At 68.5% G+C, this 20,999-nt stretch carries 10 protein-coding genes; 5 read left to right on the top strand and 5 right to left on the bottom strand.

Translation table 11 applies throughout. The features are described 5' to 3' along the window. Nucleotides 1-14: 14 nt before the first annotated feature. The 4 genes from J2S57_RS03775 to J2S57_RS03760 all read right to left on the bottom strand — a co-directional run bounded on the left by J2S57_RS03775 (nucleotide 15) and on the right by J2S57_RS03760 (nucleotide 4,732). A complete protein-coding gene (locus tag J2S57_RS03775) occupies nucleotides 15-1,184 on the bottom strand; it encodes a glycosyltransferase family 4 protein (RefSeq protein WP_307238326.1) in 1,170 nt (389 codons plus the stop codon). A 30-nt stretch (nucleotides 1,185-1,214) separates the two neighbouring features. Continuing rightward, nucleotides 1,215-2,360, bottom strand: coding sequence for a glycosyltransferase (locus J2S57_RS03770; protein ID WP_307238324.1), 1,146 nt, complete (start codon nucleotides 2,358-2,360; stop codon nucleotides 1,215-1,217). Next, a complete protein-coding gene (locus J2S57_RS03765; RefSeq protein ID WP_307238322.1) occupies nucleotides 2,357-3,268 on the bottom strand; it encodes a glycosyltransferase family 2 protein in 912 nt (303 codons plus the stop codon). Before J2S57_RS03765 ends, J2S57_RS03770 begins: the two co-directional genes overlap by 4 nt. Before the next feature lie 297 nt (nucleotides 3,269-3,565). Continuing rightward, entirely contained in the window at nucleotides 3,566-4,732 is a 1,167-nt protein-coding gene (locus tag J2S57_RS03760; protein WP_307238320.1) for a glycosyltransferase, read from the bottom strand. A gap of 838 nt (nucleotides 4,733-5,570) precedes the next feature. Here J2S57_RS03760 and J2S57_RS03755 point away from each other — a divergent pair. Beyond that, nucleotides 5,571-9,671, top strand: a complete 4,101-nt coding sequence (locus tag J2S57_RS03755) for a M4 family metallopeptidase (protein ID WP_307238317.1) — start codon at nucleotides 5,571-5,573, stop codon at nucleotides 9,669-9,671. Between the two features lie 38 nt (nucleotides 9,672-9,709). Next, the gene (locus tag J2S57_RS03750; protein ID WP_307238315.1) at nucleotides 9,710-10,447 is read left to right on the top strand and encodes a hypothetical protein; all 738 of its coding nucleotides are present in this window, start codon (nucleotides 9,710-9,712) and stop codon (nucleotides 10,445-10,447) included. Here J2S57_RS03750 and J2S57_RS03745 read toward each other — a convergent pair whose 3' ends face one another. Continuing rightward, a complete protein-coding gene (locus J2S57_RS03745; RefSeq protein ID WP_307238313.1) occupies nucleotides 10,448-11,077 on the bottom strand; it encodes a TetR/AcrR family transcriptional regulator in 630 nt (209 codons plus the stop codon). 102 nt (nucleotides 11,078-11,179) lie between these two features. Here J2S57_RS03745 and J2S57_RS03740 point away from each other — a divergent pair, with 102 nt between their 5' ends. From J2S57_RS03740 to J2S57_RS03730, 3 genes are all read left to right on the top strand, one after another. Continuing rightward, nucleotides 11,180-11,638: an SRPBCC family protein gene (locus tag J2S57_RS03740; RefSeq protein WP_307238311.1), complete on the top strand. Its 459-nt coding sequence runs from the start codon at nucleotides 11,180-11,182 to the stop codon at nucleotides 11,636-11,638. Nucleotides 11,639-11,733: 95 nt separating this feature from the next. Beyond that, entirely contained in the window at nucleotides 11,734-12,354 is a 621-nt protein-coding gene (locus J2S57_RS03735) for an MFS transporter (protein ID WP_307238309.1), read from the top strand. A gap of 116 nt (nucleotides 12,355-12,470) precedes the next feature. Beyond that, on the top strand, nucleotides 12,471-20,969 hold the full coding sequence (locus J2S57_RS03730) for a PKD domain-containing protein (RefSeq protein WP_307238307.1): 8,499 nt from the start codon (nucleotides 12,471-12,473) through the stop codon (nucleotides 20,967-20,969). Nucleotides 20,970-20,999: the final 30 nt, after the last annotated feature.

Below are 20,999 nucleotides of genomic sequence, written 5' to 3'. Positions count from 1 at the left end.
TGGGTTGCTCGCCGTCACCCGGCCGGCGTGAGGACACCCAAAGACTTCAATGAGTCGTTCAGTCCGCGTGCTACGTCGTGGAACGAGTAGTTGGCCACGTGCTCCCGGGCGTTGCGTGACAGCTCCCGCTGCCGTTCCGGGTCCAGCAGCTTCGTCATCGCCTCGGCCAGCTGCGGGACATTGCCCGTGTCCACGACGAAGCCGGTCTCCTGGTCTCGCACCAGGTCATGGCTGCACCCGACGGCCTCGTAACTGATCACCGGGCAGCCGGCCGCCATGGCCTCGTTGGCCACGAGACCCCAGCGTTCGCGCTCGGAGATCAGCAGCAGCGCGGCAGCTCGCTGGTAGTAGCCGACGATGTCGGCCTGGTTCACGAAGCCGGCGAAGGTGACGCGATCCTGCAGCCCGTAGTCTTCGGTCATCTGCCGGAGCATTGGCTCGAGTTCACCGCTTCCGACGAAAATGAGCTTGGCGGCGGGAACTCGGCGAAGCGCCTCGATGGCATCCTGCGGACGCTTACGGGGGATCAGCTTGCCGGCGAAGAGGAAGGTCGGTACCTCGGAAGAGGCGGGAGACTCAGTCGTCTGCTGGAACCGCACGTTGTCGATTCCGTAGGGGGTCGAGAAGATCTTGCGGGCCGGAACCCCGCGGTCCGAGTAGAATTTCGCGTTCCGGATCCCCACTGCCAGGAATCCGCTGATGTGCGGGAAGTACCAGCGCAGGAGCCGGTTCTTGACCATGCGGACCTTAGGGCCGCCATGCGCGTCCGACTCCTCGACGTCGGCGCGGGCCAGCAGTGGCACCCGGGTCAGCTTGCACGCCGCGAGCAGGGCCAGCGAGAAACGGGAGTCGTAACCGTGTACCCAAACCGCATCCGGACGGAACCGGCGGAACGTCTGGATCAAGGAGACGAGCTCTGTGAGCTTGATGAACCGGCTGGTCGCTTCACCGCTCCTGATCCGGAGGAACTCATGGCTGTAGCCGTCGGTGAGCGGGATGTCCCAGGCCACGGACTTCTGGAAGTCCGGGTCGTAGTAGGAGACCAGGCCGTCGTCGCGGGCGAAGACCACGTGCATCTCGACGTCGCCGGTCGTGGCCAGGTACTTGATCATCGGTGCCTGGTACGGGATCGGGTGGGAGACGAAGTAGAGCACCCGGGGCTTGTCGCCGCTGCGTACGGGCATCGTTCTGGAGCCTCCTCGGTGTGGCCAGGGTCAGGACGGGGGGAGCAGGTCGCGGTAGATGCCTTCGGCTGTCCGGGCCGTGGCCGACCAGCTGAACTCGCGGTTGGCGAGCTCTTTGGCGTGCTGGGACATGACCTGATTGGTGTCCGGGTCGAGGACTCTGAGGATGGCGTCGGCCACGGCTTCCGGAGTCAGCGACGAGACGATGATGCCGGCTTCGCTGGTCTCGACGGCCGGGGCGATGGCTACCTGGTCGGAGATGATGACGGGGGTCGCTGTGGCAAGGGCCTCGGCAACGCTGATCCCGAAGTTCTCGTTCTCGGAAGCCAGCACATACGCGTCCGCCTGCGCGAACGCGGCTGCCTTGGCATCGCCCTCGACGAATCCGATGACGCTGATGCGTTCCTGTACCTCAGGCGCCAGTTCGGCCAACGGCGTCTCGACGAGTTCCATGTCACCCTCGCCGGCAATGAGAAGCCTTGCCCGAGGCTGAGACTCAAGGACGATGGGCATGGCCTTGATGGCCAGGTCGACGCGCTTCTTCGAGGCGAGACGCGCGAGGAAGAGGACGGTCGGCTCGTGGGGCGTGCCCGGGGGGTTCGGCGGAACAGCGGTAGCGTCAGCTCCGAGCGGCATGATCCACGATGTGAGCGAGTAGCGCTCGATCACTGCCTTGGCATTGGCCTGTTCGGCCTCGGTCGCGAAGATGAGTCCCGCCGCGTGGCGGAGCACCTGGTCACCGATCACACGCATGTACGCGTTCTTCCGACCGCGCGACCGCTTCTCCTGATACGGCTCGAAAACCCCATGCGGCTGGATGATGTAGGGCTTCTTCATCAGCCGAGCGGTCACCGCGGCCAGCGCGCTGTGGAACAGGTAGAAGCCGTGGATGTGCACCACGTCAACGTGGCGGATTCCCAGCAGGATCCGGATCGACATGCCGAGCGCGGGTTTCAGAGCCCTGGGGGAGTGCACCCGAGAGAGGTTGACGTGGGGCTGATTGGTGCTCGGCAGGTCGGTCTTGCGCAGGTGCCCGGCGCCGTGCGCGTCGGTCGCGTAGATGGTGTCCTCGGTGCCGGCGAGCCTGAGTTCCCTTGACAGGGCCAGAATTCCGGTGGCCGGGCCGCCGTCGAGGGGGGAGACGGAGGCCGCGACACGCATGACGCTCAGGGTCACTTAACTTCCTTCGTGAATCTGTCCACGTCGATGACCCGGGGGGTGGCGTCGACATCGATGGTGCCGGCGGGGGGAAGGTTCCGGGCCTCGCGCCGCTTGACCGAGATCATCCAGAAGTAGAACGAGTGAGCGACGGCGTAGTGGAAACCGGCTGCACCGTCGAGGAATCCGCGCCTCAGGACGTACGAGTACAGGAAGAAGGCCAGGGGTTTGAACGGGGTGTCGCGGTAGCGCCGGGCGCGGCTCGAGCGCAGGCGCTGGATCTGGTGGGCGAGCTGGGGATGCTCCTGCAGGTAGGCTTCCCAGTCGGAGTAGCGGTTGTGCCGTGCGACCCAGGTCGCGAACGGATCCGGGTCGTCGTGAACCAGGCGCCCGGGCAGCCGGCCCACGGCCCCGTCGACGGTGGGCTGGTAATGGCCCTCCTGCTCGCCCATGCCGGGGGCGCCCAGGTCACCGAGCTCGGGAAAGACCGTGCGCCTGCGGTGAACGAGCGCCCGTTTCACCACCTGGTGGCCGTGGCGAAGAGGACGGCCGAGGAAGTGGTAGTCGAGATCCAGGTCGAAGGCGCCGAACTCGTCGATCTTGCCGGTTCGGGCGGCTTCGCGGATCGCTGAGACGAGGGCGGCGCTGGGCCGCTCGTCGCCGTCGATGAAGAGCACCCAGTCGTGGCGCAGGTCCAGGTTGTCCAGGCACCACTGCTTCTTCTTCGGGTACGCACCGTCCCAGTGGTAGTTCACGACCTCCGCGCCCGCGGACCTGGACAACGGCTGCGTGCGGTCGGGGCTCTCGGAGTCGACGACGATGACCTGCTCGAAGGCCTTCACCGAGGCGAGGCACTCCAGGATTCCTGCTTCTTCGTTCTTCGTCGGAATGACGACCGAGACGGGGATCTTGAAGTCGGACCGCATCTGGAGACCTCCTCGGTTGCGAGCGCCGGCGTTCTCGGTTTGTCCCGAGGTGCTCGATGCCGTCCGGACCTTCCGGACGGCATGAGTACATGGCCGACGTCGACGTCGGTGATTTGCTCACCGATTCCGTATCGTCACAATCGGTACCGAGGAGGCTACCGCAGGTGAATCATGGTGACGGTCGCTTCGCGCGGTGAAAGGGGCTCCCTCGAATGCCTTCGTAGGGATATGAACCGGCCGACGGACCTGTCCATACGACGAATGCTTGAGATCAAGAGAGTCAGCGACGGCTGGCGCTCAGTGCAGCGCAGGTGTCATGCCCAACGCCGTCTCGTAGGCGTTCATCGCCTGCTCGCGGGTGGCGTCGGCCGAGAACAGGATTCGGCCGAGGTCGAGGGCGGCGTTGCCTGCGGTGTGCAGACGCTGAGCATCGCTGAACAGCGTGCACACGGCTTGGGCCACATCGGCCGCGTCCAGCTGGTCGATGACGATACCGGCCTCGTGCTCCCGGACTTGTTGCCAGAGGGCGATGTTCTTGGAGATGACGACGGGGAGCCCGGCGGCGAGAGCCTCGGTCACGCTGATGCCGAAGTTCTCGTTCTCCGACGGGAGCACGTACACGTCGGCCGAGTCGATGAGTTCGTCCTTGGCCACGCCCTCGACGAAGCCGCAGCAGGTGATGGCGGCCCTGGCCTGGGCGGGCGACTGCTGGAGGGCGGACTCGGCGAGGTGCTCGGCGTCGTCACCGGCGATGGTGAGACGGGCGCCTGGAAACTGGCGCAGGATCTCCGGCATCGCGGCGATGACGAGATCGACCCTCTTCTTCGGGGCGATACGCGCCAGGAACAGGATGTGCGGCCCCGGCGAGACGCCGCCGATGTCACGGGCCTTGGGCCGCTGGCCTCGCGGAGCCGGAGCGATGATCACGCGCCGCACCGCTCGAGCGCAGCGGGGCAGCACTGCCACCCGGCGTTCGGTCTCGGTGTCGAAGGCGATGGCGGAGGCCAGCCGAAGGGCGCGGCGCCCGCCCAATCGCATGAACAGTGACTTGATCCGGGTCGACTGCTGCTCCTGGTAGGGCTCGAAGACGCCGTGCGGCTGGATTAGGTAGGGCACGCGGTGGAACTGCGCGTAGGTCGCGGCCAGCACGGCGTGCCAGAGATAGAAGCCGTGGATGTGAACGACGTCTGACGCTCGAACGTGACGACTCAGGGCGAGAGCCATGCGGATGGAGGCCTTGACGCCGAAAGGCCAGTGGGCGCGGTACAACTCGGCGGCCACGCCCGACGCGGTGATGTACCGGCGGCGCTCGTCCGGAAGCTGCCCGGCGGAGTGCTGGTCGGTGGAGACAATGGTGGCGTCCACACCATGAGCGCGTAGTGCCCGATTGAGGTTGAGGGCAGCTTCCGCCGGGCCTCCGTCGAGCGATGAAAGAGTGGCGCTGACCTGCAGTACGCGAACCATTTCCAGTGAGCCCAATCGATGAGGTGAACTGAAAGTCCCGGTGTTTTTGTGTTACAGGTCTGAAGGCTGGCGTTGATGTCGCCTAGAGAAATTGATGATGCTGCTTGCGGCTTTTGATTTCGGGCAGGCCGGAACGGGGGGCATTCGCCAAGGTTCGGACTCCTCCGGGCTCAAGGTTCGGGTGGGGCCGAGTGGGTCCAGGCCTTGCGCCAGCTGTGCCGGAGTGGGTGATCTCCGGGGCCGTCCTCCAACGCCGTTGTCAGGGAAGGCCGCCGCCGGATGCGGGCGGCGATTGGAAGATTAGCCGTGCCCACAAGGCCTTTCAGGCGAATTTCCCAATCGAAACCTCCGATTCCCCGGATCGGCACAGGAGGGACCGTACGGTTGACGGTCGCATACTGAGAACGCCGGAGAGTGATACATCCCAGGCGTGCACGAAGTGGTGGCAAGCCAAGGCGAATCAACAAGTGTCGAAATATTCAGCGCCTTCTTCGTCAACGGTTAAAAGAGAATTCTCAATTTACCGGGGCCGGTGGGCGATAGCGTCCGTGGTCTGCGGTGTATCAGTTTGACCAAGTCCATCTTCTCCCATTCGTGGCTCATGAGCCCGCGCGGTGAGGATCGACTGTTCAGGCCACTTTCTGTGCCGATCGCACCCCTGTCGACGCCGCCGGGCTACGGTTCGCCCCGTCCAATTCAATACACGGGGGGAAACATTGTGACCAGCAAGCGAGCCAGAAATAGGGCCGTGGAAAGACCCGGGATACGTTTGGTCCGAGCCGGAGCGGCCGCCGTGTGTGGCGCCGCCATGGTCCTCGGTGCTTCACCGGCTCTGGCCGTGAGCACTCACAAGACCGCGCCGGAACCGGAGAAGCCCGCCGCCACCGGCGACGCGCTGCTGATCGAGCAGCTCGTCAAGGCCGGCGACGGCCAGACCCAGATCTCCGCCGACCCGCTCACCGGTGCCGTCAGCTACGTCGGCTTCGCCGCCGGGCACCCGTGGACCGCCGAAGGCACCACCACGGCGGCACAGGCCGCCCAGGCGTTCATCGACCGTTACGGAACTCTTTTCGGGGCAACCCGAACCGAGCTCGCCGCGTCCGCACCCGAAGGGGCCCTGGGCGGCGGCTGGCGGGTGCGCTTCAGCCAGAAACGCCTCGAGGTTCCCGTGGCGATGGCCGGCTTGGTGGTGCGTGTGAACCAGGCGGGCAGGGTGGTGAGTGTGACCGGAAAACTCAGCCCCGACGTCCGTGAATCGACCACGGCAGCTGTCACTCCCGCCCAGGCGACCACCACCGCCGTCACCGAGGCCAGCCAGAACTGGGACGTGCCGAAGGCCGACCTCGAGGTCGTGGCACCGGCCAAGGCCATCTACGACGCCAGCCTGCTCGGGCGAGCCGAGAAGCCCGACCCGCAGCTGGTCTGGAAGGTGCGGGTGAGCGCCGAGGGCGACAGTGAGCCGCATGCGGCTGACGTCTACGTCGACGCGGCCAGCAACCAGCCCCTGGTGCAGGTCGACAAGGTGGCCAACGACCTGGTCCGGCGCATCTGCGACAACCAGAACGACCGCGCGGGCGCGTCCACCTGCGACAGCCCGGTGCGCGAGGAGGGCGGCGCCGCGGCCGGCGAGCCGCAGGTGAACCAGGCGTACGACTACCTGGGCGCCGTGTACTCCTTCTACCGTGAGCGCTTCGGGCGCGACAGCATCAACGGATCGGGCAGCACCCTCAGCGCCATCGTGCGCGCCTGCCCCGACAGCAACGACGACTGCCCGTACGGCAACGCCTTCTACAACGACTCCACCTCGACGATGACCTTCGGCGAGCAGCGGCTCTCCGACGACGTCACCGGCCACGAGATGACGCACGGCGTCACCGCGGCCATGAACGGGCTGGAGTACCTGGACCAGAGCGGCGCCATCAACGAGTCGATGTCCGACGTGTTCGGTGAGTTCATCGACCGTACCAACGGCCTGGGCAACGACGCGGCCGACCGCAACTGGCTGCACGGTGAGGACGCGGGGAGCGGGGTCACGCGCAACCTGGCCGACCCGACGCGGTCCGTGGAGCCGCAGCCCGACGCCATGGACAGCAGCATCTACCAGGAGACGCCGCCGGAGGAGGTGTGCGACGCCGTCGCCAACGACAACTGCGGCGTGCACCACAACAGCGGTGTCGGCAACAAGGCCGGTTTCCTCATCACCGATGGGGGGACGTTCAACGGCACCCCGGTGAGGGGGCTCGGTATCGACAAGGCGGCCCGGCTCTACTACGAGGCGCAGGGCCTGCTCTCGTCGACGAGCCGCTACCGCGACCTGGCCAACGCCCTGCAGCAGGGCTGCGCCAACCTGGTCGGCAGTGTCACCGACACCGACGACTGTGCACAGGTCAAGGCCACGGTCGAGGCGACCCGGATGCTCGCGAGCCCGAAGGACGACAACGGCGGCGCCGTGCAGAACCTCGCGGCCTGCACCCAGAACATCCTGGGCCGCAACGACGACAGCTCGACGGACCGGATCGACCTGCCCTTCAGCGTCAACTTCTTCGGTAACACGCACAACTCGCTCTACGTCAACAACAACGGCAACGTCACGTTCGACCAGCCGATGAACACGTTCACCCCGTTCGCACTGACGTCTGACATCGACCGGCCGATCATCGCGCCGTTCTTCGCCGACGTCGACACCCGCAACCTGCGCTCCGACGTGGTGACCTACGGGGCCTCGGCCGACGGCAAGACGTTCTGCGCCAACTGGGCCGGCGCCGGGGTCGGCTACTACGGCGGCCGGGCGGACAAGCTGGTGCGGGCCCAGCTCCTGCTCACCGACCGGTCGCAGGACCCGGGTGGCCGGCCCGGCGACTTCGACATCGTCATGAACTACGGTCAGGCGCAGTGGGAAACAGGGGACGCCTCGGGCGGCTCGGGCGGTCTGGGCGGCACGGCGGTGCGGGCCGGGTACTCGGCCGGTACGGGCGTCGCGGGCACGTTCGACGAGTTCCCGAACTCGGGGGTCAACGGCGCGTTCCTCGACGGGTCGCCCACCGCCCTGGTCGACGGCCGACGTGACTCGAGCATGGACGGCCGCTACGTGTTCCGGGTGCGTTCCGGGCAGGTCCCGGTGGGTGGCAGCGTGGCCGGCACGGTCTACAGCGGCTCGCCCGACCCGGCGAACGTGCTCGCCGACAGTTTCGTGCAGGTCTGCCCGACCAGCGGTGACCGGGCCTGCAACACCTCCTCGACCAACCGCGACGGCGCGTACAGCGTCGCCGGGCTGCCGTCGGGCGAGTACCGGATCACCGCCTACCCGCCGGGCTCGTCCCGGGCCGAAACCGGTTCGCGCACGGTCACGATCCCGGACGGTGGGGCCGACCTCACCAGCCAGGACATCGTGCTGCAGTTGCCGACGCCACCTCCGGCGGGCACCAGCATCACGAGCATCTCCACCAACCCCGACGGCCTGCCGGTGCTCTACTGGGGCGACCCGCTCACCCTGCGCACCCACGGCTGTGAGGGAGGCGTGGCCACCTGGGTCCTGACCCAGGGCGGTGAGACCCGCCGCGACGGCACGCTCGCCGAGGGGGCCGACGGCGAGTACACCGCCACCATCGAACCCCTGCGCCCGATCAGTGGTTTCGCGCAGATCAGCATCACGCTGGCCTGCCCGGACGGCACCTCGAACGTGATCACGTTCGACGTCTACATCGACCCGAGCGGCAACGTGGTCGACACCGCCGGGCACGCGATCGAGGGCGCCGAGGTGACCCTCTACCGCTCCGACGACATCAGCGGCCCGTTCACCGAGGTGCCCGACGGTTCCGGGCTCATGTCCCCGGCCAACCGGCGCAACCCGTCGTTCACCACCGCCGACGGGCACTTCGGCTGGGACGTCGTGGCCGGCTACTACCAGGTGAGGGCCGAGCACCCGAACTGCACCTCGGCGGCCGATCCCGCACTGCCGTACGCGGCCAGTGAGACCCTCACCATCCCGCCGCCGGTCACCGACCTGCGGCTGGTGCTGACCTGCGCCAACCGCGCGCCGTCCGCTCCCGACCAGTTCGTGAACACCCCGGAAGACACCGCGGTGAACATCGACCTGAGTGTGGGGGCCACCGATCCCGAGGGCGACCCGCTGACGTTCGAACCGGCGTCCTTCCCGCAGCTGGGTTCCCTGGCCTGCCAGGGGGCGGCCTGCACCTACACGCCGGGGCCGGACTACCACGGAGGGGACTCGTTCGTGTACTCCATCGCGGACGGTAAGGGCGGCACGGCCCTTTCGACCGTGTGGATCACCACGACGCCCGTGAACGACCTGCCCACGGCCGCTTTCACGCTCGACCCGACACAGGGGAACGCGCCGCTGGTGGTGCGGTTCGACGCGGGGGCGTCGGTCGATGTCGAGGGAATCGACTCGTACGCCTGGGAGTTCGGTGACGGCGAGACCGGCACCGGCGCCACGGTCTCGCACACGTACGCCCGTGCGGGCACCTACACGGCCAAGCTGACGGTGACCGACACCGACGGCGCCAAGGCCACCGCGCAGGAGACCGTCACGGTCGACGCCGTGCAGCCTCCGCGTCTGCGGGACGCGGTGACGTTCGACCGCACCGGGAGCCAGGCCTACCGATTCGGTGGGGAACTGGACTCCGGTGACTTCGTCGTCACCCACAAGAAGGGCACGCTGAAGACGATCGACGGAACCGGTGTCGTCGCCGGCCGGAAGATCACCTTCAACATCAACGCCAGCACCCGGGGACGCGCCCACGGCAGGATCACGGTCGCGGACGCCCGGACCGGCAAGATCACCGACCGGATCCGGATCCGGGGCACCTACCCGACCGAAGACGGCCTGACCATCACGGGCACGTCGATCTGGGGCAAGGACCCCGCGCACCTCGACCGTCTCGTCTGGTCGCTGACCGACGTCCCGGTGAACCGCTGATGCGGGCCCACCCGGCTCCTGGACGGGCGGGGAGCCGGGTGGGCCACACCCTGGTCGCGCTCGCGACCATCGTCCTGGCCGCCTGCGGTCCGGCTGAATCGACGGTGCCGTCCTCCGCCACCGGGCCCGATCCCACGTCGCCGCAAGCGATCTGGACCACGGTCGGCAGATCCGCCGACGAGGTCGTCCTGCGCGTGATGTCGAGGTCGATGGTGGACGTTCCGGCGGCTCCGTCGCTGACGCTCTACGACGACGGGTGGCTGGTTTCCCGGGACCTGGACGACCCGGCCGTCCTCGCCGAACTCGACGCCGTGAAGCTGACGGCGAGTGAGATGTCCGCCGTGGTGACAGCGGCGGTGGCGGTCGGGCTCGACACCTCGGACCGGGCCGAGGCGTCTCCCGTTCCCGCGACGCGGGTGACCTTTCGCTACCGGGGCAGCGTGCGGGTGAGCGCCTTCGTGGCGATCGGCACCGATGACCCCCGCGCCCGGTTCCTGGCCGAACTCCGGCAGCGCACGAGTATGCCTGCAGCGCGGAGGATCCGGCCGGAACGCATTGCCCTGAGTGTGACCACTCAGACCGGCGGCACCGGCCCGGTCCGAGGCTGGCCCCGCGATGTCCCCTTCCCCCGAGTCGGTCCGTGCCGGGTGCTGACGCCGGACGATGAACTGCTCCGGGTGCTGTCGGGTACTCCGGCGCTCACGAGCTGGAAGCGGAACGGCCAGACCTACCGCGTCACCGCGAGCCCGCTGCTGCCGGATTCGGAAGGCTGCTGATCAGGCCCGGCTCCCTCGGCGGGCCGGCGAGGTCGTGGTGCCCGATTGACGGGAGCTGACCTCGCGCAGCAGCGTCCGGGCGGAGGTGCGGGCGGCCTCGACGATGTCGTCGTCGTTCAGCTCGGACCCCGCCGCCGCGTGAACGGCGGCGTTGATGCTCGTGACAGCCATCCGCACGAGCATGACGTCGACGGGCGTGGGGCGGGGGAGCAGCCCGCTGAGAAGCTCGGCCAGCTCGTTCAGCCCGCTACCGATGCGGTCGCCCTCGGCTGCGCTGAGACTGCGCCCGATGTGCGGGTTCGCGGCCATGAACCGGATGCCCCGCAGCTTGTCGGTGGAGAACGAGTCCACCCAGCGCATCACGGCCCGCTCCAGCAGGTCCGCGCCCGGCGGCTGCTCGCGCACCCACGTCACCAGGTCTTCGGCCTCCTGTGCCCGCTCGGTGAAGAGCGACACCAAAATCGCTTCCTTGCTGCGGAAATGGTAATAGAGCGAGGCCTTGTTGATGCCGAGACGCTCGGCGATCTCGCGCAGTGACGTGGCTTCGTAGCCCTGGCTGGTGAACAGCTCGAAAGCGACGCGCTGCGCCTCCCGCCGCGTCTTGTCCCCGCCCCGCTTCCCTTCGCTCATGCCGCCAAGCCTACCGAGCGGCAGGCTTGACACTGGCCTGCCGGGCGGTAGGTTAAGCCTGGCCTACCGCGCGGTAGGCCAGGCTGGTGATGAGGAGTCGTCGTGAGTGAGTACGAGGTCGTCCGCGAGTACCCGTACCCGATCGAGGTCGTCTGGGAGGTCCTGACCGACCCGGCCTACGTCGCACGGTGGACCACCACGGGCAAGGGCGGACGTCCGGAAGGCTTCGCGACCGAGCCGGGCACCCGCTTCCGTTTCATCGGCAAGCCCACGATCGGCTGGGCCGGCGTCGTGTACTGCGAGGTGCTCTCCGTGGAGGCACCCCACTCCCTGCGCTACACCTGGAAGGGCGACGAGGCGGACGAGCGCGTCACGGATGTCACCTACACTCTGGAAAGCATCAGTGGCGGAACTCGTTTCACCTGGAAGCACACCGGGTTCAGCGGCGTCGGTGGCTTCGCCATGTCCAGGCTGCTCGGCAAGGTGCGGCGCACCATGCTGACCGAAGGTGTGCCCTCGGTGCTGGCGACCTACCCGGCCGGGCCGCACCTGACTGATTGACTCGGGCTCCTGGAGCCTCGCGGGCACAGCCTCCGGCGTCTTCACCGCCGCCGATGCCGCTCTCGGGCCACAGGTGGCTCGCCTCGTCGACCGCCATGGACAGCGCCTCGTCCCGGGGCGGTCTGCTCCTGGCCATGATCCTGGTGACCGTCGGGATGACCGGTCTGCTGACCGCCCGATCCAGTGAACCACCCTCGAGCGCACGGCGTCCCGGCCCGAAAAGCCGCAGTCCGCTCGTCATCAAGCCCTTTGTCGTGCTTGTGGCCGTGAACGTGACGATGGGCTTCTTCTTCGGCGGCATCGGCCTGGTGATCTCGGCCTTCGCGCTGGCCCACCGGAACCCGGCCCTGGCCGGGGTCGTCATGACGGCCGCCGGTCTCGTCATCACCGTGGGAACAGCTCTGCTGAGCGGTGTTCCGAACCTCGGGCTCATGCTCGTCGGATACGCCATCGTCGGCGGTTGTGTGGCCCTCGTTCTCATCCCCGCCGCGGTCCTGCTCCACGAGACCACCTCGTCCACCATCATCACTCAGGCCATGACCTGGATGAACTCGGCCAGCGCCCTGGGTATCGCGATTTCGGCTCCCCTGATCGGCCACGTGGTGCAGGCACAAGGCTGGGTTCGGGGATTTCTGGCGCTGGCGGCCCTCACCGCTTGCCTACCGGCGACGCTTCCGATCGCCCGGGTGAAAACGAACCCAGTTCCTACCGCCTAGTTCTCAACCGTACGGCCCGGTCTGAACAACTGATGCCGCCGGGATCTTTGAGGTTACTGTGAGCCCGCTTGTGGCCATGGTCGGTGCAGTACCCCGCCACTCCTCAAAGGACCATCGTGATCGAGACGTCGCTCCTCGCCTTCGTGCTGACCGTCGCCGTGTTGGCGAAGGCCCGGCACACCTCTCGCCGTCGACGGCGCCGGGCGCATCGGCACGCGAGCGAATCCTCCCTGCTGTCCTACGTTTTCGGTCAGATCCGGCAGCGGGTGCCGGGCCTGCGGGTGCCCGGGACGCGGGGGGCGGGAGTGTGGGTGCCGCAGCTCCTGCTGCGGGCCCGCACCTGGTGGGCGGCGCTGTTCCTGATGTTCGCCTCGGTGCTCGGCGTCTACGGATACGCCTCGGCAGCCGAGGGTTTCGCGGTCACGATGAACTCCGGCTCGGCCTACTTCACCCCGGACGGTGACGGGCAGGAAGACCGGATGGACACGCTCTACTGCCTCACCGAGTCCGCCCTCGTGGACGTCGAGGTGCTCGACAGTCAGAGCAGGGTGGTCCGCACCATCGACTCCGGCATCGCCCGCAGTGGGTCGTCACCCTGCTGGTGGTACAGCCAGGTCGTCTCCTGGGACGGCACCACCGACGACGGACGCGTCGTGGCCGACGGCGAGTACCGCATCCGGGTCACCGCCACCAACGGTGAGGGTGAGACCGCTGAAGCGTTCCGCACGGTGGGCGTCTTCACCGGGCAGATCGGTGCCCTGGAGCGCCCCGAGCCGGAGAGCACCATCGGCGGGGACGCGGTGGCCTGGCGGTTCGAGCCCGGCGACGACGTTGCGGTGCAGAGCCTGTATCTCTACTGCCAGCCGAGCCTGCTGGCCCGGGTCGACAGTGTGAGCGGTACCCACAACGGCACGTTCGACTCCAACCGCTGCAACTCCGGTGCCAACGGTCTCTACCTGGACGTGTACTGGCAGGACGACTTCGGCTACGGGCACTGGTGGCGCTCGCCCACCGTCCCGGTGACCGTCTCGAACGCACCCACGGTGTCGATCCAGAGCGGCGAGCGCTACTTCAGCCCCGACGGCGACTCCATCGACGACAGCAGCACCGTCTACTACTGCCTCACCAAGAAGTCCTCCGTCGTCGTCTCGATCGAGGACGCGTCGGGCCGGGAGGTACGGCGGCTCACCTACGCGGAGGTGAACGGGGTCGTCGGGTGCTACTACTACGCCACCGCTTTCGAGTGGGACGGCAAGAACGAAGCCGGTGACGTCGTCGCGAACGGTGTCTACACGGCCACCGTCACCGCGACCGACGCCGAGGGACGCACCGGCGAGGCGACCCGGCGCATCGGTGTCGAGGTCGGGACCCGCGGGCAGCTGGTCACGCCCGCCGAGGGCGCCGAGATCTCCGGCAACGTGGCCTGGGTCTTCAAACCGGCCGAGAACGTCGCGATCCAGCGCGTCTACGTCGGCTGCCCCCGCAATCCCTACAGCAGCCAGCAGACGACCCCGGACGCTGACGGCACCTACCGGGGCGAGTTCGACTCGGTGCCGTGCGGGGCCGGCGAGGTGCCGGTGATCGCCTACGTCGAGTGGAGCGACGGATTCAACAACGTGCACTACTGGACGACGTCGAACCGGGTCACCCTGACCAACGCCCCCACCATCAACCTGCGCCAGCGCGATCACGCCTTCACCCCGGACGACGACGGGCCCGGCGACCGCTGGTACACGTCCTACTGCCTGAACGCCGACGCGACCGTCACCTCGACGGTCCGTGACGCGGCGGGCCGGGTCGTCCGCACTCTCGAGGAAGGGATCGCCCGCTCGGGTGGATGCTCCTACTACAGCTACGGAGTCGAGTGGGACGGCCGCGACGGGGAAGGGGAGCTGCAGCCCGACGGCCGCTACACCTTCCACATCGAGGCTACCGGGCAGCGCGGAGACAAGACCGAGGAGTCGGCCCAGATCGCTCTGATCACCTCGCCGCGCGGTGCGTTCGTGACGCCGAAGGCCGACGACACGGTGAACGGTGACATCGCCTGGCAGTTCCGGCCGGCCGAGGGCGTCGACGTCCGCGGGGTCTACGTGCGGTGCGAGAACTACGCCTGGCTCTCGACGGACTACAGCGCCTCTGCGGACGGCCTTTTCGAAGGAACGGCGAGCAGCCGGTTGTGCAACGCCGGCGCCAACCGCTTCCAGGCGTACGTCGACTGGGTGGACGAGTTCGGGCAGAGCCAGCAGTCGTGGATCACCGTCCCGGTCACGATCGCGAACGACCTGGAGGTGCGCAGCCTCGACGGAGACACCTACTTCACCCCGGACGGTGACGGCTACGAAGACACGTACACCCCGCGCTTCTGCCTGTCGGAGAACGCGTCCGTGCAGGTGACGATCGAGAACGAGGCCGGCGTGGTGCGGCGCCTCGACCGGCAGGACGACGCGACCGGTACCTCGAACTGCGGCTACTACCAGTACTCCCCGGCCTGGGACGGCAAGGACGAGGACGGAGAGGACGTACCGGCCGGGGCCTACACCGTGCGGATCCGGGCCGAGAACGGCTCCCGCACGGCCGAGGCCACCAACCGCGTCGGCGTCGACCGCGGCCCGTTCGGCACGGTGCTGCGGCCCGGTGAGGGCAGCACGCTCTCGGGGCTGAGCACCTTCGAGTTCAAGCCGCGCGAGAACGTGGCGATCCAGCGGGTGTACTTCTGCCTGAACAACTACGGATGCTTCGACGTGCCGGCCGTGTCCGCGGCGGGTACCTGGAAGACGACCATCCCGACCGGATCCCTGCCGCAGGGGGAGACGGTACTGCGCACGTACCTGTACTGGCAGGACCCGTTCGGCAACAGCAATCACATCTGGTACGCCCCCGACACCAACGTCACCGTCGACAACAACGCCATCGCGTTGTCGGTGACCCCGCACGGCCTCACCGGCCCGGCGCCGCTGGCCGCCACGCTCGACATCAACGCGTCCGACCCCCGCGGCGGCACGCTCAACTACACGGTGAACTGGGGTGACGGCACGACCGGCACGGGCGAGATCGCCCCGCCGTACACGCAGTTCTCACCGACCCACACCTACAACCGCACGGGTGTCTTCGTCGGCTCGGTGTCGGTGCGCAACGCGTCCGGAAGCACGTCCTCGTCGTTCCGGGCCACGGTCACCGGCGCCGGCAGCAACACCCCGCCGACCGCGCAGCTGCGGGTCGACCCGGTGACCGGCGTCGCCCCGCTCAAGGTGCAGGCCGAGATCGGCGGTACCGATGCCGAGAACAACGAGCTCAGCTACACGCTCGACTTCGGCGACGGCACGGCCAGGGAGGCCGGCCGGCTGCCCCGGACCGAGGTGGCCCACACCTACGCCCGGCCGGGCACGTACATCACGCGTCTCGTGGTGAGTGACGGCAAGGCGTCGGACGCCCGCACGGCCATCGTGCGGGTCGCCCCGGACGCTCCTCTGGGGGCCAGGGCCGGTGACGATCAGTCCGCGGTGGTGAACACGGCCGTGCAGTTCGACGGTTCCGCGTCCACCCCCTCGGCCGGGATCGAGGCCTACCGCTGGGCGTTCGGCGACGGGACGACGGGCGAGGGCGCCCGCGTCGAGCACACCTACACCGAACCCGGCACCTACACGGCCAAGCTCACCGTGCAGATGAACGGTGAGCTGAAGACCGACGAGGTCACCGTGACGGTGACGCCGGTGCCCAGGGAGCCCGGGCTCAAGATCACGGTGACCGACGGCTCGTCGCCGCTGGGCTCCGCGAACGTGCAGGTGCAGGCGGCCGACGGCAAGCGGTTCAGCGCCGTCACCGCCGCCACCGGCGAGGGCGTGCTGCAGCTGCCCGACGGCGAGTACACCGTCTACGCCTGGAAACAGGGCTACGTGCCGGCCTCGGGCCAGGCGACGGTGAAGGACGGCAGCGGTGAGCTCACGCTAACCGTGACCGCCGGGCGGGTGGCCACGTCCGAGCTGACCTCCGAACCGCTGACGCGCGAGGAGATCATCGAGGCCGGTATCGACCCGGACGACCCGGTGAACCAGAACGTGTACGAGTTCGAGGTGCACATCGCGCTCGACCCGCTGCCGGGTCAGCCCGCGCCGGAACCGCTTCCGCTGACCGGCATCACCAACGGCACGTCGTTCCCGGCGTGCCCGGCGGCCACCGACGGATCGGTCGAGGCGTCCTGCGGCGGGGGAGGCGGCACGGCGACGTTCGAGTACGCCGGCAGCACCGTCACCATGGCGGTGCACCTGGTCGACGACAAGCCCGAGATCCTCTGGCTCATCGTTCCCGGAAAGGCCAAGTGGCTGAAGGAGTTCTTCCAGGTCCAGATGCTCGTCACCAACCTGGCGCCCGACCCCTTCAACCTCGACCAGGGCACGGCCACGCTCACGCTGCCCGAGGGCCTGGCGCTCGCGCCGCTCACCCCGGCCCAGAGCACGACCGTCTCGGTGCCGCGCGTCGCGGGTGGCGCCAGCCAGGCCGCGACCTGGATCGTGCGTGGTGACAAGGAGGGCGAGTACACGCTCAGCGCCGACTACGCGGGCGTGCTCGAGCCCATCGGTGAACCGCTCACCATGCACGCGGAACTGTCGAAGCCGCTGAAGGTCTGGGGCGGCAGCGCGCTGAAGATGGACTTCGAGGTGGACGAGACCGCCCACGTCGACCAGCCCTACTACGCCACCGTGCGGCTGACGAACGTGGCCGACGTGCCGATCTACAACGCGTCCGTCGAGCTGCTGCCCAACCCGGACGGCAACTACATCTTCCAGCCCCTGCAGGAACGCACCTTCTCCGTCGCCGAACTCAAGGCCGGCGCCACCGTCGAGCACGAGTACATCCTGGTGCCGGAGGTCTCCGGGGTGGTCGACCTGGAGAAGTCGTTCGTGGTGAAAACCGGTGGCAACAGCTACTTCCCGATCGAGATCAAGACCCACCCGGTGAATCACCACTACGGCGGTGACTACGACTTCACGGTCACCCCGCTGAAGGCCAAGGCGGGCCTGACCTGGGAGCCGCTCCCCGCGTCCTACCAGGCCACCGGGTACAAGGTCTTCATGACGCCGAAGCGCAACCAGGAATTCGGCACCGAACCGGTTCAGGTGGACACCACCGTGGTTCCCACCAAGGACGGCCACCTGCGCGCGATCGTGCGTGACCTCGTCCCCCATGAGGCGGTGTATTTCGCCATCAGCACGGTGGTGGACGGGCGCACGATCATGCTGCACCCGTTGCGTTCGGTGACCCCCCTGGAGGACGCGCGGGAGCCGGTCGCGTCGATCAGTTTCGACACCCGCGGGGGATCGGGGACGGTGTGTCTGGCGGACGGGGAGGAGTCCCGGAACGTCCGGGTCACCTATCGGTACAGCGACGAGTTCGGGCTTCGTTCCTACCGGTTCAGCCATCCGGCGGCGACCGAGAAGACCCTCGACGACGGGCCCACCCAGTTCGAGACGCAGGCCCAGGACGTGGTGATCCACCGCGGCGAGAAGCTGCGGCTGAGCGCCAGTGCGGTCGGCATCTCGGGTGACGCACCCGCGGCCACCGAGGAGGTGCTGACCACCGGGTGCGCGGTGAAGGACGTGGTGGTGCTGGCGAGCGGGCTCACGACCAGTCTCGAACCCGGTGAGGCGAGCGTCTCGCAACCGGTCGTGTGCCCCGACCGTGCCCGGGCGGACGGCTGGCTGGGCTCGATGGCCACCAACGGGTGCGATGGCCGCGACGGCGGGACGAACGTGCGGGACGTGCCGGGCAACCTGCTCGACTACTTCACCGCCCGAGGGTTCGTGGCCGGTGCGTCGCGCAGCGCGCCGAACCGGACGCTGCTCGAGTTCTCCTACAACGGAGCGGACGTCGACTGCTACGGCGCGGGCGGAGTGACGTTCGTGCCCCGTAAGTTCACCAGCGAGGAGACCATCGAGGAGCTGGGCAACGTCCTGATCAAGAGCAACGCGAAGGGCGCCGACTTCTTCGACGCCCTGGCCCGGTACCGCAGTTGCTGGCAGGAGCGTTACGGCACCGACCTGCGGTACACGCTGGTCGGGCACTCGCTCGGGGGCTACGAGTCGCTCGGCATCCTCGAGGAGGCGCTGCGCAGGCGGAACAGCAAGATCATCGCGAATGTGGTCACCGTCGACGGAGCGGTGAAGCCGGAGGTCATCGTCGACACGATCAGCATCGGGCAGTGCGGGTTCAAGGAAGACGACTGGCGCCGATGGGTCGGTGACGCCGCCACGGTCGCGTTGCGGCTCGACCAGCGCACCGGCCGGATCATCCAGAGGGTGAGCACCCTGGCCCGGGCCAGCGGCCCGACCTGGGCCCGCGACGTCATCCGCGAGGCGCAGGCCGCCGGGGTGAAGGTGGCCACCACCACGAACACCAAGGACGGTTGCCTGCTCACGGGAGCGACGATCGAGGACGAGTCGGCCCACCGGCGGCAGTGGACGATCGACACCGGGGGTACGGGCATCAACCGGCACAGCGCCGCGCTGAACCACCACAACCTGCCGACCGAGATGCCGGGCTACCCGCTCGCCGACTTCCTCGATGCCCTGGTGCAGCCGAGCGTTCCGGCGGCCAATGCGGCCAATGCGGCCAAGGCGGCCGACGCGGCCAAGGCGGCCAAGGCGGCCCGGGTGAGTGCGTCGGCCGCGGGGACGATCACCGGTCGCCTCGTGCGGTCCGGCACCACCCAGCCCGACGACGGGCAGGTCACCGTCGTCGGTGCCGGGGTGACCCGGGGTGCGCAGGTCGCGGACGACGGGACGTTCACCGTCGCGAACCTTCCGGACGGTGACTACCGGGTCTACGCCTGGTCGTCCGACCCGGCGACCAGCGGGACCTGGATCGGGGGGACGTCCGCCGAAACGGCGCGGACGTTCGCGGTGGCCGGGCCGACCGCGATCGGTGACATCAGCGCGGCGGTGGCCCCGAAGGTCCGCGTCACGCTGCTCGACCCGGCGGGCAAGCCGGTGAAGGACGCGGTGGCCGCCCTTCTCGACGACGAGAGGGTCGCGGTCGTCTCGGGCTCGGCCGACGAGAACGGGATGATCCAGCTCAGCGCCCCGGCCGGCGGTTACCGGCTCACGGCCGGGTCGCTCAGCACCGACCCGGTGGAGCAGGCGCTCGAACTGAACGGCGACCAGACGGTCACGCTCGAGCTGAAGCCCGGCGCGGTGGTGACGGCCGTGGTCAAGGACAAGTCCGGGAACCCGGTGCCGGGGGCGCTGGTTCAGCTGAAGCACGACGGCGAGATCGTCGACGTCGGGTTCACCGACGCCCGGGGGGAGTACCGCTTCCTCGGGCACGACCCGGCGACGTACGTGGTGTCGTTCGCGAAGGGCTTCAGCGCGGCGGACATCTCCGAGGTCGAGCTCCCGGTGACGCCGGTGACCGGTGACCCGGCCGCGGGCACGGTCACCTACGCAACGTCGACCGCGCCGGTGATCACCTCGGCGGCCCCGCCGGCCTCGGCGGAGCTGGGCAAGCCGTTCAGCTTCGCCTTCACGGCGAGCGGTTCGCCGGCGCCGGAGTTCACGCTCGGCCAGGGCGAGCTGCCGAAGGGACTGACCCTGAAGTCCGACGGTTCGCTGACCGGAAACCCCACGCAGGCCGGAAAGTTCAGCTTCACGGTGAAGGCGACGAACAGCGCCGGATCGGTCGAGTCGGACTCGTTCACGATCACGATGGCCGACCCGGAGGCGGGCAAGCCGGTCATCACCTCCGGTGCGCCGCCGGCGGCCGATCTGGGCACGCCCTACTCGTTCACCGTCACCGCGACCGGAGACCCGGCACCGACGTTCGCCGTCGCGTCCGGTGCGCTGCCCGACGGACTGACCCTCGCGTCCTCCGGTGAGATCGCCGGAACCCCCACCCGGGCGGGCGACTTCACGTTCACGGTGAAGGCGGTCAACGACAAGGGCAACGTGACGAGCGGGCCACTGAAGATCACGGTGGCGGCGAGGCCGAGTGCCGGGCTGAAGGTCGACGTCGTGGTGTCGGCCGACTTCCCGAAGCCCAGCAAGGGCCTCACCTCGCCGAAGGTCACCACCACGGGCGACAGGCGCCTGCTGGTGGCCTTCGTCGCGGCCAACCAGCGCAAGGAGAACGAGAAGGAGCAGACCAGCGTCAGCGGTGGTGGTCTGACCTGGAAGCGGGCGGTGAACTCGTCGGTCTCGTCGGGGGCGGCGGACATCTGGCAGGCCTGGACCGACAAGCCGTTCAGCGACGTGGTGACGGCGATGATCGACGACCGCCGGATGAGCGGCTCGATCACGGTGGTGGCCTTCGAGGGCGCCGCGTCGGCAGCGGTGTCGACCGGTAAGGCGGACGGCAACGACAAGCGGCCTCAGGTGGCGCTGACGGCGAAGAAGGCCGGCTCGCAGATCTGGGCGGTCGGTCACGATGCCAAGCGCCCGGTCGCCCACGTGGTCGACCCGGGGCAGTCGATGGTGCACGAGTTCCTCGACGACTCGAACAAGGAGACGTTCTGGGTGCAGCGCCTGACCGATCCCACCACCAAGACCGGTCCGGTGACGATGGGCGCGACGGTGCCGGAGAAGGGCAAGTGGCAGATGGCGGCGGTCGAGATCGCCGTGCCGTAGCCGCCGGGCGCGGAGGCGGACCCCTGCCGT

Source organism: Kineosporia succinea, from assembly GCF_030811555.1.
Taxonomy (GTDB): domain Bacteria; phylum Actinomycetota; class Actinomycetes; order Actinomycetales; family Kineosporiaceae; genus Kineosporia; species Kineosporia succinea.
Note: the sequence above shows the minus strand (reverse complement) of the source record. Positions and strands in the feature narration are given on the sequence as shown.